Origin of the sequence: Streptomyces sp. NPDC058221, from assembly GCF_042882365.1 — a bacterium.
GTDB lineage: Bacteria > Actinomycetota > Actinomycetes > Streptomycetales > Streptomycetaceae > Streptomyces.
Genome location: NZ_JBHVWF010000006.1, coordinates 100018 through 114658 on the forward strand (window position 1 = coordinate 100018; position 14641 = coordinate 114658).

At 69.3% G+C, this 14641-nt stretch carries 10 protein-coding genes; 3 read left to right on the forward strand and 7 right to left on the reverse strand.

Going from position 1 to position 14641, the window contains the following annotated elements; all coding sequences use genetic code 11:
- Positions 1–62 precede the first annotated feature (62 nt).
- Complete coding sequence (locus ACFVW8_RS03990) at positions 63–2393, reverse strand: protein kinase (RefSeq protein WP_389685991.1); 2331 nt, start codon at positions 2391–2393, stop codon at positions 63–65.
- Positions 2394–2436: 43 nt separating this feature from the next.
- Positions 2437–2910: a recombinase family protein gene (locus tag ACFVW8_RS03995; RefSeq protein WP_389685992.1), complete on the reverse strand. Its 474-nt coding sequence runs from the start codon at positions 2908–2910 to the stop codon at positions 2437–2439.
- 123 nt (positions 2911–3033) lie between these two features.
- Here ACFVW8_RS03995 and ACFVW8_RS04000 point away from each other — a divergent pair, with 123 nt between their 5' ends.
- Positions 3034–3189 carry a hypothetical protein gene (locus ACFVW8_RS04000; protein ID WP_389685993.1) on the forward strand — a complete coding sequence of 52 codons (156 nt, stop codon included), beginning with the start codon at positions 3034–3036 and terminating at the stop codon, positions 3187–3189.
- A gap of 375 nt (positions 3190–3564) precedes the next feature.
- A complete protein-coding gene (locus ACFVW8_RS04005) occupies positions 3565–4572 on the forward strand; it encodes a LacI family DNA-binding transcriptional regulator (protein ID WP_389685994.1) in 1008 nt (335 codons plus the stop codon).
- Between the two features lie 287 nt (positions 4573–4859).
- Here ACFVW8_RS04005 and ACFVW8_RS04010 read toward each other — a convergent pair whose 3' ends face one another.
- The 5 genes from ACFVW8_RS04010 to ACFVW8_RS04030 form a co-directional block, all read right to left on the reverse strand.
- Positions 4860–7112 carry a glycoside hydrolase N-terminal domain-containing protein gene (locus tag ACFVW8_RS04010; RefSeq protein WP_389685995.1) on the reverse strand — a complete coding sequence of 751 codons (2253 nt, stop codon included), beginning with the start codon at positions 7110–7112 and terminating at the stop codon, positions 4860–4862.
- The gene (locus tag ACFVW8_RS04015; protein ID WP_389685996.1) at positions 7109–9085 is read right to left on the reverse strand and encodes a beta-galactosidase; all 1977 of its coding nucleotides are present in this window, start codon (positions 9083–9085) and stop codon (positions 7109–7111) included. Before ACFVW8_RS04015 ends, ACFVW8_RS04010 begins: the two co-directional genes overlap by 4 nt.
- Positions 9086–9137: 52 nt before the next feature.
- Complete coding sequence (locus ACFVW8_RS04020) at positions 9138–10109, reverse strand: carbohydrate ABC transporter permease (RefSeq protein ID WP_389685997.1); 972 nt, start codon at positions 10107–10109, stop codon at positions 9138–9140.
- The gene (locus tag ACFVW8_RS04025; RefSeq protein WP_389685998.1) at positions 10106–11221 is read right to left on the reverse strand and encodes an ABC transporter permease; all 1116 of its coding nucleotides are present in this window, start codon (positions 11219–11221) and stop codon (positions 10106–10108) included. The genes ACFVW8_RS04020 and ACFVW8_RS04025 overlap by 4 nt, the downstream gene beginning before the upstream one ends.
- A 100-nt stretch (positions 11222–11321) precedes the next feature.
- On the reverse strand, positions 11322–12929 hold the full coding sequence (locus tag ACFVW8_RS04030) for an extracellular solute-binding protein (protein WP_389686001.1): 1608 nt from the start codon (positions 12927–12929) through the stop codon (positions 11322–11324).
- A 521-nt stretch (positions 12930–13450) separates the two neighbouring features.
- Here ACFVW8_RS04030 and ACFVW8_RS04035 point away from each other — a divergent pair.
- On the forward strand, positions 13451–14641 hold a 1191-nt coding region (locus tag ACFVW8_RS04035), incomplete at its 3' end, for a glycoside hydrolase family 3 protein (protein WP_389685999.1).

Here is a 14641-nt window from a genome sequence, read left to right on the forward strand (position 1 = left end):
GGCGAACACCGCGGCGATCTGCGCCATGGGCACCGGCGCCCCTTGTCGTCGCCGACGCTGTGTTACCAGTTGATGCTGATCTGCTTGCGCTGCGTGCCGGAGTAGGCGGGGCCGGCGTAGCGGTACAAGATCTCACTGGTGACATGGGTGGCGAGCAGGTCGGTAGTGCCGGTGCCGGGAATCGGGACGAGGTTGGCCATGCTGTTCCAGCCGGTGCCGATCTGCTTGCGCTGCGACCCGTGATAGTGCGGCGCGTAGTAGCGGAACAGGCCGCCCGACCCGTCGACGGCGAGGATGTCGGCGGTGCCATTGCCGGAGATGTCGCCGATGCCGACGACGGCCTTCATGCTGTTCCAGCCGGTGCCGATCTGCTTGCGCTGCGACCCGTGATAGCGGGGTGCGTAGTAGCGGAACAGGTTGCCCGAGCCATCGACGGCGAAGATGTCGCCAGTGCCGTCGCCGGCAGCGGTGACCTGGCTCATGGAATTCCAGCCCGTGCCGACCTGGTACCTCTGGGAACCGTGGTATTTCGGGCCGCGGTAGCGGTACATGTTCCCGGAACTGTCGATCGCCAGGATGTCGTCGGCTGAGTCCCCGATGGGGACAAGCTTCTTCATCACGCCCCAGCCGGTGCCGACCTGAGTCTTCTCGGAACCGTAGTAGTTCGGCGCCGAGTACCTCCATAGATTCCCCGACCGGTCCACTGCCAAGATGTGTCCCCCGCCAACTACGCTGACGAGGTTCGGCATCGGCTGTGTCGGCACCTCGTGATACCGGTTCCCGGCATGCGTCTTCAGCGCCGTCCGCAGTTCGTCGCGCTGATCGCCCGTCATCGGTCCGAGGACGCAGGCCGGGATCAGCCCGTTCTTGCGGACGGCGATCTTTCCTGGGTGCGATGGGGGCCACCCGGCCGGGCGAGATGGTGCCGAGCGCGCCGCGTCGATGGCGAACTGAACGTACAGGCCGGTGTACTGATAGATGTTGAAACTGCCTTGGAGGTACGTTACGGGGGCATCGATCTCTTCGATGGTGACCCCGTGAACCTGGTCCCATCGGTATGCACGTCTGCCGCCGGAGCCGGTGGTTGTGATGCCCTGCGGCTCAATACGCAGGGACCAGTCTGATGTCCTGAGGCGGTAAGTCACCGTGGAGAGCCAGAGAAGAGTCCCGAGCGCGAACAGCCCGAAGACGATTGACAGAACGAACCAGGCCGTCCAGCCTTCGCCCTGCTCTCCGAACTCGGTGCGGTGCAGCAGTAACGGCACAACGATGCCCGGCGGCGTCAGCACCAGCGCTGTCTTGGACAAGCCGGCGAGGCAGCCTTTGTTCGAGGAATCGGTGTAGGTGGACAGGGGAGCCTTCCCCGTCCACGAGATGGCGAAGGGAACTGCCCGTTTGGTCGGCTGCTGCGTGTCGCCCGCTGTTGTGTTCGCCGTTGGAGGCTGCTCCACTCTGGTCGGCACGGTCGGCACGGTCGGCACGGTCGGCACGGTCGGCACGGTCGGCACGGTCGGCACGGTCGGCACGGTCGGCACGGTCGCTGCACTTGTACTGCTCGAGCCGAGAGCTGATCGGAGTTGCTGGAGGCGTTCGTCGACCTGCTGTGCCGACCGGGGGCGCCGTTCGCGATCGCGCTGAAGCAGCTCGGCTACGAGGGCCGTCGCCGCGGGCGGCAGGCCGGGGCGGAGCACATCGAGGTGTGGCGCTTCTTCGTCGAGTTTGCGCCGCATGACCGCGAGCCCGTTGTTGCCGGTGAACGGCGGCCGGCCTGCGAGAAGGGTGAACAGCACGCCACCGAGCGCGTACAGGTCGGAGCGTTCGTCGCCGCGTTCGGTGAGGAACTGTTCCGGCGCGCCGTATTCCGGGGTGCCGGCCGGGGAGAGCTGCGAGGAGCGCGCCACGGAGAACGTGGACTGGACGAACCCCGCGATCCCGAAGTCGACGACCTTCACGTCCCCGTCGGGGGTGAGCATCACGTTGTGCGGCTTGATGTCGTAGTGGACGATATGGGCCCGGTGGGCGGCGGCCAGGGCTGTGCAGATCCCGCTGGTGATCTCCAGGGCTCGCGCCAAGGGCATAGGGCTCTCGGCACGGATGTGTTCGGTGAGCGTAGCTCCCTCGACCTTCTCCATGACCAGGAACAGCATGTCCTCGTGGATGCCCCGGTCGTAGAGGGCTGCCACGTTCGGATGGTTGATCTGTGCGGCGGCCACCGCCTCGCGTTCAAACCGCTGAGGCAGCTCCGGGTGGGCGGCCCGGTCGAGGTCGAGCAGTTTGAGTGCGACGTCGCGGTGGAGGCTGCGGTCCCGTGCCGACCACACTTCGCCCATACCGCCCCGGCCGAGCCGCTTTCCCAACTCGTACCGGCCCGCGATCAGTTCGCCGCGTTGCATGGTTCACCCCCGTCGACTCCGGCTTGCTCCTGCACCACGACGATCACCCCTGAAGGTAGCGGTGCCGGGAGGTCTTGGGGACGCCGGTTTCGGTCGTGATCCGGCCGAGGCTGCTGCCCTGCTCCTTGAGGCGCCCGGCGTACTCGATCTTGTCGGCGGGGTGGGCGAGGGGGCGGCCCATGCGGCGACCGGCGGCGGCGTGGGTACGGGCGGCGCCTTCAGTGGTGAAGGTGCGTTCCATCTCGGCGAACAGGGCTGGTGATGCGTCAGCCAACAGCAGGAAGGCGATGCGGCCGGTACCTCCGTCGGTGGTGTCCCCGGGGCGGGCGGCGGCGAGCAGGTCATCAAGGCCGACGTGTTCCACGGCAACGCCGCTCTTCTCGTCGACGTAGACCTGCGCATCGGGGATGCCCGCGCCACTCAGTGCGTCGAGCCGACGTTTCAGGCCCTGTTCAGCAGTGGAGCCCCGGGCGCAAGCGAGTGCGAGGCCGGCCGCGGGGTGGCACTCGGCTGTCATTGCCGGACCCTACCGGAATTCGGCTCCGCGCGGGAGTATGCGCGAGTATTCCGGCGCTACCACCCGTCCTTCACCGGCCAGCCCGCCGAAACGTCGCAGGCCGAGCGGGAACACCGCCACCACGTGGTCATCGAGCAGGTCATCGTCATCGCGGACAGCAAGGCCTCCGCCCTGGCCCACCTGCCCTCCGGGCGCTTCCACGCCGGCGCCGCACGACCCACTCCGCGGGCGATGACCCGCAACCTGCCGCGGGCCGGGTGCGGGATCGGAGAGCAGTGACCGGCCGCAGCTCACGGCTTCCCAGGATGCCGGGCAGGGGATCGCCGACTGGCTGGGCGACTGGACCCCCGCGGCCTCCCGAACCGCGGACGCACCGGTCCCGCTGATGTTCCGGGCCGGCTGTCCGGCATATCGTGGCGGTAGCCGTACGGGCGGCCGCCAAGGCCGGAAGCGGCTCGGACGGCGGCCGGGATGGTGAGTCGAAGCGCTTCGACTGGACTATGGACACGCTGTGCGTGCGGGTCTAGGCTGGCATTATCCGTGCATGTCACAGGCAGATGAGGGAAGTCGAAGCGCTTCGCCGCATCTGCTCGTGACTGCTGGTGCAGGCCGGTGTGTGCCGGTGTCCGCCGTCGTCCTGTGATGGAGAGCTGAATGGTCACCCTTGCCGAGGTCGCACAGCACGCCGGAGTCTCCGCAAGCACGGTGAGCTACGTCCTCAGTGGGAAGCGGTCCATCTCGGTGCCCACCCGGGAGCGGGTGGAACGGAGCATCAAGCAGCTCGGCTACCACCCCAACGCCGGTGCACGGGCGCTCGCCAGCAGCCGGTCCAACATCATCGCCCTGATGGTGCCGCTGCGCACCGACATGTATGTCCCCGTGATGATGGAGATCGCCATCGCGGTCGCCACCACGGCCCGCACCCACGGATACGACGTCCTGCTGCTGACCGGTGAGGAGGGCCCCGCCGCGGTACGCCGCATCGCCGGGAGCTCGCTCGCCGACGCCATGATCCTCATGGACGTCGAGCTGCACGACGAACGTCTGCCGCTGCTGCGCGAGAGCGACCGTGCGGCCGTACTCATCGGGCTGCCCGCCGACACCGATGGACTCACGTGTGTGGACCTGGACTTCGAGGCGACCGGGGCGCTCTGTGTGGAGCACCTCGCAGACCTCGGGCACCGCGAGGTCGCGGTGATCGGCGAAGCGGCGGCGGTGTACGAGCGGCACACCGGATTCGCCGAGCGGACCGTCGACGGGGTGCGGGCCAAGGCGCGGGAGACCGGTGTGCGGGTCCTGCACCGGCCCTGCGAGGGCGGCTATCCGGCGATGGCCCAGACCCTGTCGCGGATATTCGACGAGCGCCCCGGCACGACCGGGTTCATCGTGCAGAACGAGTCGGCGGTGGAGCCGCTGCTCAACCTGCTGCGGCAGCAGGGCCGGGCCGTGCCCGAGGACGTGTCCGTGGTCGCGATCTGTCCGGAGCAGGTGGCCGCCCAGGCCTCGGTGCGGCTGACCTCGGTGGCCATACCCGCGCAGGAGATGGGACGCCGCTCGGTCGAACACGTCGTCGCCAAGCTCTCCGGCCGCGGCACGGACGAAGTGGAGCTGCTGGCACCGGAGCTGACGGTACGGGAGAGCACCGGCCCCGCACCGAGGTGAACCCTGGCGGCGGCATGCGGACGGGCCGGCCCCCGCGCGGGGCCGGCTCCTTGTGCGTCCGGCTCAGCTCGCGGAGACACCGAACCTGTTCGTCGCGAAGCCCAGGCCACCCGCCGACGAGGTGATCTCGTAGCCGGACTGGACGTCGCCGATGGTCTCGTCGCCCACCAGTCCTTGGTGTCCTTGATCCACTTGAGGATGGGCAGGATGCCGACGACTTTCTTGGCGTTGGGGCAGGACTTGATGCCGCCGGTGCCGTTGCGAACCTGCTGAGGGTGGGGGGAGTGCTACCGCGGCCCAAGATGCAGGACGCGGTCCACGCCGGCCGTGAGCTCCAGTGGAGCCTCGGTGGTTCCGGCGGAGGAATCGGTGAGTGCCCTGTCGTCCCCGGTGCGGACATCGACGCGGACGTCACGCGTGGGGTACAGCATCGCGGTCGCGGTGCCGTCGGCGGACCAGGACAGGTCGAGACCGGCGCCGAACCGGGTTCGTATGCCGCGCAGTTCACCGCCGGTACAGCCGGTGAGTGGCGCGGGCAGCAGGACCAGCCGTCGCGGGGCCGACTGGACGAGTGACTCGATCACCGCCGCGGGCAGCGCATGCGCGGCGTCCGCGTTGTAGACGTCGCGGCCCGGATAGTGCGCGCTCATCAGGGAGTTGTGGAAGAAGTCGCCCGCCAGCACAGCCTCCAGTGCCGCGGATGCCCGTCCGCCGTCCCGCAGCCGCGCGGCGATCAGCGCATGGTGCAGATGACCGTGGGCGGAGTCGTTCTCCGGTCCGCGCAGCTCCAGTGCGCGATGCGCGGCGGCCGACAGCTCCGGGGTGTCGTACGGGTTGATCGCGTCCAGTGGCCACACGGGGTAGAGATGGCTGAGATGGCGGTGGTCGTAGTTCTCCAGCAGTCCCGGCCAGGCCCATTCCGTGAGCGCGCCGTCCTCGTTGACGACGTACCCGGGCAGCCGGTCCGCCAGGGCGCGCCGGCGGGCGGACGCCGGACGGGCGGGGGAGCGGTCGGCCGATGCGGTCAGCGCATGCCGGGCGGCGGCCAGGTCCATCGTCGCGTTCACCGTGACCCAGCTCGCGTTGGCGGGCCTGTTCTCCGGCGAGTACGAGGGCACGAAGGGGACGGTTCCGTCAGGCGCGGTCCGAGTCAGGAAGTCCTCGTAGAACAGGGCGGCTTCATGCAGTGCGCCGGCCAGCCGCGGGTCGATCACGCCGCTGGTCTCGGCGTGATCGAGCAGCGGCTCCAGGAGCCAGTCCGCACCGGCCGTCCACAGATGCAGCGGGTACGCGCGCTGGAAGTGGCGGGTGTGGCCGGACTCGCCGTCGGTGTGGGACGGGGCGACGATCCCGCGCGCCCCGAAGATCGCGCGCGCGTTGTCCCGCCAGTCGCTGAGCTGTCCGTACACCAGAGCGGCGTGGGCCTCGGAGACCTCCGGTAGCGCCGCCGCCGCTGCCGAGGCGATCTGGAGGTTGAGATTGGCGTTGGTGGTGAACGCTCCCGACCAGGCGGTGTTCCAGTCGCCCGTCCACAGCCCCGTCAGCCGGGGCGGCAGCATCCCGGAGGCGGAGAGCAGGTGGTAGCGGCCGGCCGCGAACAGTCGCTCCAGGAGTGCCGGGCTACCCGGCCGTCGGAGCAAATCGCTTCCGCACAGGGCGCGTTCGGCCGGATCCGCGTCCAGCGTCAGAGATGCTCGCTCGAAGGCGGGCCGGTGCAGTGGGAGATGGCGGGCCAGCAGCGTCGGGTAGTCGCCCCGCGGCAGCGCGGCGCACTCTGCAGCGAGGTCGAGACCGCCCGCATGGCGGCGCACCCGGGTGATCAGCAGCAGGCTCCGCGCGCCCTCGACGCGGATGCCCTCACCTGACACCGACATCCTGCCGCCGTCCGCCCGGACGACCGTCATCCCTGTGTACGCCGTCTCGCTGTCCGGGTAGCCCACCCGCAGCGTCAGCCGGCCGCCGCCCGGGGTGAGCACGGTGCTGCGGCCGATGGCCAGCCGGGGCGGCGCTCCGGGCAGGGTGTGGTCCAGGCTCAGATCCACCCCGAGCCCGGGGCCGGTGACGCACTGGACGATCACGTCGTCCGCGCGGGATACGAAGACCTGGCTGCGCCTGCCCTCGCAGACGGCCGTGATCTCACCCGTGGCGAAGTCGACCGAGCGGCGGTAGCCGGTGGGCGGCGCCTCGTCATCGGGGGCAGTGGCCGAGGCGGGGGCCGTCCGGATCCTGGTCTGGAACGCCGGGTGGAAGGGCTGTACCCACACCAGCGGCCGCTCCGCGCCGAACTGCTCACCGGCCGTGGCGTCCCCGGCCAGCAGCGAGTCCCGCAGCCGGTCCAGCCGGTCCGCCAGCTCGGGCGGACGGGTGTGCTCGCTGCCGTTGGGCCGCACCAGGGTGTGGTGGTTGACGATGACCCGGTCGTCGGCCGGATCCCCGTACACCATGGCCCCGTGCCGGCCGTTCCCGCCGAGGAAGGCGTCCTCCCAGCGGGTGGCGGGACGCGGCTCCCAGGTGCCGTCGATGTGTGCGCGGCCGGTCATGGCGTGGCTCTTCGCAGTACGGCCACACCGTGCCGGCCCAGCTCCACGCGGCCGCGCACCGCATTTCCGGTCAGCAGGTCCTCCCGGTCGCCGGGCACGGGCACGCCGACGGCGGCCCGCCCGTGGTTGAGCAGGAAGAGCAGCTCGCCCCGGCGGACCGCCTCCACACCGGCGGGCAGCCCCTCCAGCACCGGCTCCGCCCCGGCCTCCCGCACCACCTCGCCGAGCAGCGCGCGCAGCGCGTCCGGTTCGGGCAGTGTCGACAGATACCAGGCCCGGCCCCGGCGCAGCACCGCGGGCAGCCCGGCCAGCTCACCGTCGCGGTAGGCGGCCACCACCTCGGTGCCCGGCTCCGCCTCCAGTTCCTCCGACCAGAGACCGCCCCGGAAACCGTCGCACTCCACCGCCGTGCCCGCGTCGAGCGGCCACCACTCGTGGAGCGTGCGGATGCCGAAGAGCTCGCGCAGCCGCACGTCCATGCCGCCCGGCCTGATCCGGTCGTCCGTGTCCGCGACCCCGCTGAAGAAGCCGCAGACCAGCCTGCCCCCGCCGCACACGTACGCGACCAGGTTGTCGATCGCGGTGTCGTCGAGCAGATACAGGTGCGGCACGGCGACCGCCTTGAAGCGGCCGAGATCGGCATCGGGCCGGGCGAACTCCGTGACCACGCCGTTCTCCCACAGGGCCCGGTGCCAGCTCTGCACCACTTCGGTGTAGTCCAGCAGCGTGGACGGCCGGCCCTCCTGCGCGCCCGCCCACCAGGAGCCCCAGTCGTGCAGGATCGCCACATCGGCGGGCACGTCGCTGCCGCTGACGGCCGCGCCGATCATGGCCAGTTCGGCCCCGATGCGCTTGATCTCCCGGAAGGTACGGCCCTGTTCACCGGCGTGCGTGAGCATCCCGGAGTGGAATTTCTCCGAGCCCTGCCGGGACTGGCGCCACTGGAAGTAGCAGACGGCGTCCGCCCCGCGCGCCACCGACTGGAGCGACCAGAGCCGGTTCAGCCCTGCGGGCTTGGGGTGGTTGACCCCCCGCCAGTTGACCGGACCTGCCGCCTGTTCCATGAGCATCCACGGCCCGGCGGCCTGTGAGCGCGTCATGTCGGCGAGCATCGCGTTGTACTGGCCGCCCTGCGGGTCCCTCGGATCCGGATAGATGTCGACGGAGACGATGTCCTCCTGGGCCGACCAGGCCCAGGCGTCCTGCCCCGACCACAGCGGCATGAAGTTGGTCGTCACCGGGATGTGCGGGGTGTGCCGGGCGACGATGTCCCGCTCGGCGACGTAACACTCCATCAGCGCGTCCGAGGTGAACCGCTTGAAGTCCAGGACCTGCACCGGGTTCTTCATGTACTGCGCCTTGCGCGGCGGCAGGATCTCCGTCCAGGCGTCGTAGCGCTGGCTCCAGAACGCCGTGCCCCAGGCCTCGTTGAGCGCGCCGACCGTGCCGTACCGGCTCCGCAGCCAGCGCCGGAAGTGGGCGGCCGTCCCGTCGCACCAGCAGTGGGTGCAGTACTCGTTGTTGATGTGCCACACGGTGAGCGCCGGATGGTTCGCGTACCGTGCCGCGAGGTCCTCGGTGAGGGCGGCGGCGTAGCGCCGGTAGACGGGGGAGCTGGCGCAGAACTGCTGGCGCGAGCCGTACCAGACGATCGAGCCGTCCTCCGTGCGCGGCAGGGTCTCGGGGTGCCTGGCCCCCATCCAGGGCGGCGGTGAGGCGGTCGGGGTGGCGAGGACGACGCCGATGCCGTGCGCGTGCATCAGATCCATCAGCCGGTCCAGCCAGCCGAACTCCCGCTCACCCGGACGCGGTTCGATCATCGCCCAGGAGAAGACGCCGAGGGTGACGGAGTTGACCCCGGCCTCCTTCATCAGCCGGGCGTCGTCCTCCCACACCTCCTCGGGCCACTGCTCGGGGTTGTAGTCGCCTCCGAAGAGGATGCGGCCACGGGCTGCGTCGCGCAGGGACGGCATGACGTCTCTCGTTCCTTGGAATGGGGTCTGCAGTGGGGAGCTCGGTTGCGGATCAGCCCTTCACCGCGCCGGTGAGCATGCCCTTCTGGAAGTGCTTCTGGACGAACGGGGAGAGCACCGCGACCGGGATCAGCGCCAGGATCATGACCGCCATCTGCACGGCGAGGCTGTTGATCGCCCCGCTGCTGACCGCCGCACCCATGGCACCCGGAGGCACCTGGTGCTGGAGGACCAGCTGACGCAAAATCATCTGCAGCGGGTACTTGTCGCTGTCCTGGATGTAGAGCATCGCGTTGAACCACTGACTCCAGTAGCCGACCGCGTAGAACAGCGAGATCACGGCGATCACCGCACGCGACAGCGGCATGATGATCTGGAGCAGGATGCGCCACTCACCGGCCCCGTCGATCCGCGCAGCGTCGATGAGTTCGGGCGCGGTGTCCATGAAGAAGCCGCGCAGGACCAGCACGTTGAAGACGCTGATCGCACTGGGCAGGATCATCGACCAGTAGCTGTCTCCCAGCCCGATCCCCGTGACCAGCAGATACGTGGGGATGAGGCCGGCGCCGAAGAACATCGTCGCCATCAGCGTCATCAGCAGCGGCCGGTGGGCGAAGGAGTCGCGGCGGCTCAGCCCGTACGCGCACAGGACCGAGACCACCATGCTGACCACCGTGCCGACGACCGTGAGGCCGACGCTGACGGCTGCCGCGCGGGTCACCGCGCCGCCGCTGAGCAGCTCCTTGTATGCGACGAAGGTGATGTGCTTCGGCCACACGACCAGACCGCCCGCGTCGTTGATCGTCCTGGTGTCGGAGAGGCTGGTGACCAGCACCACCCAGATCGGGATGATCACGACCGCGCAGATCGCGACGAGACCGAAGCCCTTGAAGGCGAGGCCCGCCTTGGTGGGCTCCTCCTCCCACACGGGGCGGGGTTCCATCCGCAGGGCGCGCTGGAGCGGGGTCTCCGCGCGCGGCGCAGGCTCTGCCGGGTCCTTCTGACGTTCCAGGAGAGTTGTCATTTCTTGGAGTACACCCCCTGCTCGCCCAGCATGTGGGCGACCTTGTTGGCACCCAGCACCATGGCGACGCTGAACAGCCCCTTGAAGATCCCGGCGGCGGCCGCGTAGCCGAAGTCACCGGTCTTGATGCCCGTCCACCAGATGTAGGTGTCGAGGATTTCCGAAGCGCCGGAGCCCACCTGGTCGCGCTGGAGCAGGATCTGCTCGAAGTCGAGGTTGAGCGCGCTGCCCACCCGCAGGACGAGCAGGAGCGCGATGACCGGTCGCAGCGCGGGCAGCGTGACGTGCCACATGCGGCGCCGGCGGCCTGCCCCGTCCACGGCCGCGGCCTCGTACAGGTCGGTGTTGACGGCGGCGAGCGCGGCGAGGAAGACGATCACACCCCAGCCGGCGTCCTTCCACACGGCCTGGGCGGAGACCAGGAACTTGAAGAAGCCCGGGTTGGTCATCAGGTCGAAGCCCTCGTGACCGTGGTCGCGCAGCCACTGGGCGACCAGACCGGCGCCGCCGAACATCTGCTGGAAGACGGTGACGACCAGCACCCAGGAGAAGAAGTGGGGCAGGTAGACGACTGCCTGGACCCAGGCCCGCACCCGTGCGCTCATGATCGTGTTGAGCAGCAGCGCGATGGCGATCGGAATGGGGAAGAAGAGGACGAGCTGGGTGACGAAGATGACCAGGGTGTTGATGAGGACTTCCCAGAAGCGGTAGTCCTCGAAGATCCGGGTGAAGTTGTCGAAGCCGACGAAGGGGCTGCCGGTGATTCCCAGGTCGTAGACGTCGTAGTCCTGGAAGGCCACGATGTTCCCGAGCAGCGGGATGTAGTTGAAGATCAGCAGCAGGGCGATGGCCGGCAGCGTCATCAGCACCAGGGTGCGGTCACGCCGCAGCCGCTGGCGCCAGGTGATGCCACCCGCCTGCGGGCCGGGGCCCGTTGGCCTCCTCTTCGCCGGCCCCGTCTTCGCCGTGCGGGATCTGCGCGTGCCGGTCGCGCGGGATCTGTCCGTCCGTGTGCTTTTCCCGTCCCGGCCGTCACCGCCGCCGCCGGCCGGGACGCCGGCCCCGTCGGAGGTGCGGTCCGGGTCGGTCGTGACCGTGGCCCGTGGCTTCACCGTGTGCTCCCCATGTCGTGCTCTCCGCCCCGGCCGCCGGCCTTCGTGCGCCCGGCGGCCCTTGTGCTGCGCTGCGTACGGTCGGTGCGCGTCGTACGCGTCAGACGCCGGAGCCGTTCTTGTCGAGAATCTCCTGGTACCAGGCGCGCAGCTTGTCGCCGCCGCTCTTCTTCCAGGTGTTCACGGCGTCGTCGATGTCGCTGACCTTCTTGCGGCCGCGGCGGATGTCCTTCTGGAGGTCGTCGAAGGGCGTGTACAAGGAGGCGTAGCGCTGCGGTTCGACGATCTGCATACCGAAGAAGAGCGGCTTCTTGATGTTCGGGGCCTGCCGCGCCATCCATGCCGCGTAGTCCTTGGCCAGCTGCGGCTGGTCCGGGTAGGCGATGGAGGTCGGCGGCGAGGCGAGATACAGGAAGGTGGCGGGCTGGGCCTCCTCGACACCCTGCGGGGTGAAGGTGGGCGCCCCGTCCTTGACCGTGTAGTGGGTGCCCTTCACGCCGTAGTTGGTGAGCATGAACTCCTCGGTGCCGAACGGCGCGGCCGCGTAGTCGGCTATCGCGAGGAACTCCTCGATCTGCGCCTTGGAGAGCTTCTTGCTGAGGAAGGTGAAGATGCCCGCCGGGTCGTCCTGCCACAGGACCGGCTTGCCGCCGTCGTGGCTGAAGAAGTCGAGCGCCTGCATGTCGAACTCGGGATTGGCGGTCGCCTGCTCGGTGACCATGCCCTTCCAGCCGCCGGTGCCGTCGTTGTACATCACCACGTGACCGCTGGTGAAGCGGATCTTGGAGTCGGCGTCCTTGTTCGCCTCGGCGTCCGGATGGACGTATCCGCCGTCGTGGAGCTTGCGGGCGAAGGCGAGCGCCTCGCGGTACTCCTTCGTCTCGATCTTGTGGACCAGCTTGCCGCTCTCCAGCTGCCAGTAGTGCGGCGCGTCGGGCAGCAGCCCGTAGATCTTCTGGACGCAGGTCCAGAGGTCGTCGAACGCCCAGACCTTCTTCTTGGGGGCGGTGTACTCCTTGCCGAAGGCCAGTAGGTCGTCCGCGCTCGCGGGGACGGCGCCGGACCCGATCAGGTCCTTGCGGTAGAAGATCGCGTTGCCGATGACCGGCGTCGGCATGGGCAGTCCGCGCAGCTTGCCGCCGAAGACGGAGTACTGCCAGGCGCCCGTCGGGATGTTCGCCAGGTTCGGGTACTTCTTGACCGCGTCGCCCGCCAGATAAGGGCTCAGGTCGGCGAACTTGGCGGTGATGGCGTTGCGGATCTGCCCCTGCATGTTCCAGCCGGGGATGGTCATGACATCCGGGATGTCCGAGCCGGCGAGTACCGCGCCGATCTTGTCCTGGTAGGTGTTGCCGTCCTGCGGGTCGAAGTTCAGCGTGGCGCCGACAGCCTTGTTGACCGCCGTGTAGTACGGGTTGTTCTTCTTCGGGACGGTGCCCCACAGCGGAGTCATGACACGGAACTTCGAGCCCTTGCCCGGGACCGACTTCACCGAGGTGACCAGTGGGTCGGGCAGCTTGGTGAAGCCGGGGCTCGAACCGTTGACGCTCGCGACATCCGGCTCGACCAGGTTCAGCGGGGCGTGGGCCGGCACAACCTTCTTGAGCGCCTTGCCCGTTGTGGTGCCCTCCTTGGTGCCGGAACCGGATCCGGAACCGCCGCACGCGGCGAGCAGCGGCACCCCGCCGGCCACGGCGACAGCGGCCACCGCGCCGCCGGCGAGGAAGCTTCTGCGGCTGGGAGCCGTTGAGGAGGGAGAGGAATTCGGCGTCATTGCGTCAACCCTTCGAGGCGCACCAGGACGACACACGGCGGGCGTCCGCCGTTCGGTTCCTGTGTCTGAGGTGGAGCGTTGCTGGCTGAGCCGGCGTGACCGGCCGCAGGTGAAGCGGTTCAACAGGGAGCCGGCAGAACCTGCCGTCGTCCCGGGAAATCCAGGGCGCCGGGCGCCCCGTCGAAGCTTCGTCGAAGCGCTTCGATGTTGCAGCGAGGTTAAGTGAAGGACCCCCGCCGCACAAGAGTCCGTTTCCAGATTCCTCCGACCTGTTTCCGAACCGTTTCCTGGCGCAACGGGAGTCCATTGGATACGGAGGTCGCGGTCAATCCCTTGACATGCGCGGGGTTGGCCACCGAGCATCGAAGCGCTTCGAAAGATCTTCTGGCACTCCGCGAAAGCTCGCACGAGGCCTGGCGCCGGAATACCTCCCACCTCTGCAAGGGGACCCGCACGTGACGGAACAATCGCAGCCCTTCCGCGACCCGCGGCTTCCCTTCGCCGAGCGCGTCGACGATCTGCTCCAGCGGCTCACGCTCGATGAGCGGATCGGGATGCTGCACCAGTTCGCGCCGCCGGTCGAGCGGCTCGGGCTCGGCGCCTTCAGGACCGGCCAGGAAGCCCTGCACGGCGTCGCCTGGATGGGGCCGGCGACGGTCTTCCCGCAGGCCGTCGGGCTCGGTGCCACCTGGAACCACGAACTGGTCCGACGGGTCGGCGAGGCGGTCGGCAAGGAGGTCCGGGCCAAACGGGCCGAGGACGGCCGGGTCGGGCTCAACGTCTGGGCCCCGACAGTGAATCTGCTGCGCCACCCGCTGTGGGGGCGCGGCGAGGAGGGGTACTCCGAGGACGCCGGCCTGACCTCCGCCATCGCGGTCGCGTACACCCGGGGACTGCGCGGAGACCACCCGCACTACTGGCGGACCGCCCCGGTCCTCAAGCACTGGCTGGCCCACAACAACGAGACCGACCGCGACACCGCCTCCTCCTCGGTCCGCCCGCGGGTCCTGCACGAGTACGACCTCAAGGCCTTCCGCGACGCCGTCCAGGCGGGCGCGGTGGCCGGGGTGATGCCGGCGTACAACCTGGTCAACGGGCGGCCCAACCACGTATCGCCGCTCCTGGCCCAGCAGTTGCGCCGCTGGACCGGCCGTTCGCTGGTGGTCTGCTCCGACGCGGGCGCGCCGTCCAACCTCGTCGACTCCGAGCACTACTTCGACACCCACGAGGAGGCTACCGCCGCCGCCCTGCGGGCCGGAGTCGACAGCTTCACCGACCACGGTCAGGACCCCACCGTCATGACCGGCCGCATCCGGGGCGCCCTGGAACGCGGACTGCTCGCCGAGCACGACATCGACACCGCCGTCCGCAGGCTCCTCGAACTGCGCTTCTCGCTCGGTGAGTTCGATCCCGGGCTCGACCCGTACGCGGATACCGCCGACTTCGACACGGCCGGCCACCGGGCGCTCGCCCAGGAGGCCGCCGAGCAGGCCGTCGTCCTGCTCAGGAACGACGGGCTGCTGCCGCTCGACCCCGCCGCCGGGAAGACCGTCGCCGTCGTCGGACTGCTCGCCGACGCCTGCAAGCTCGACTGGTACAGCGGCACTCTGATTCACCGCTCCACCCCGCTCGACGGGCTCCGGGAA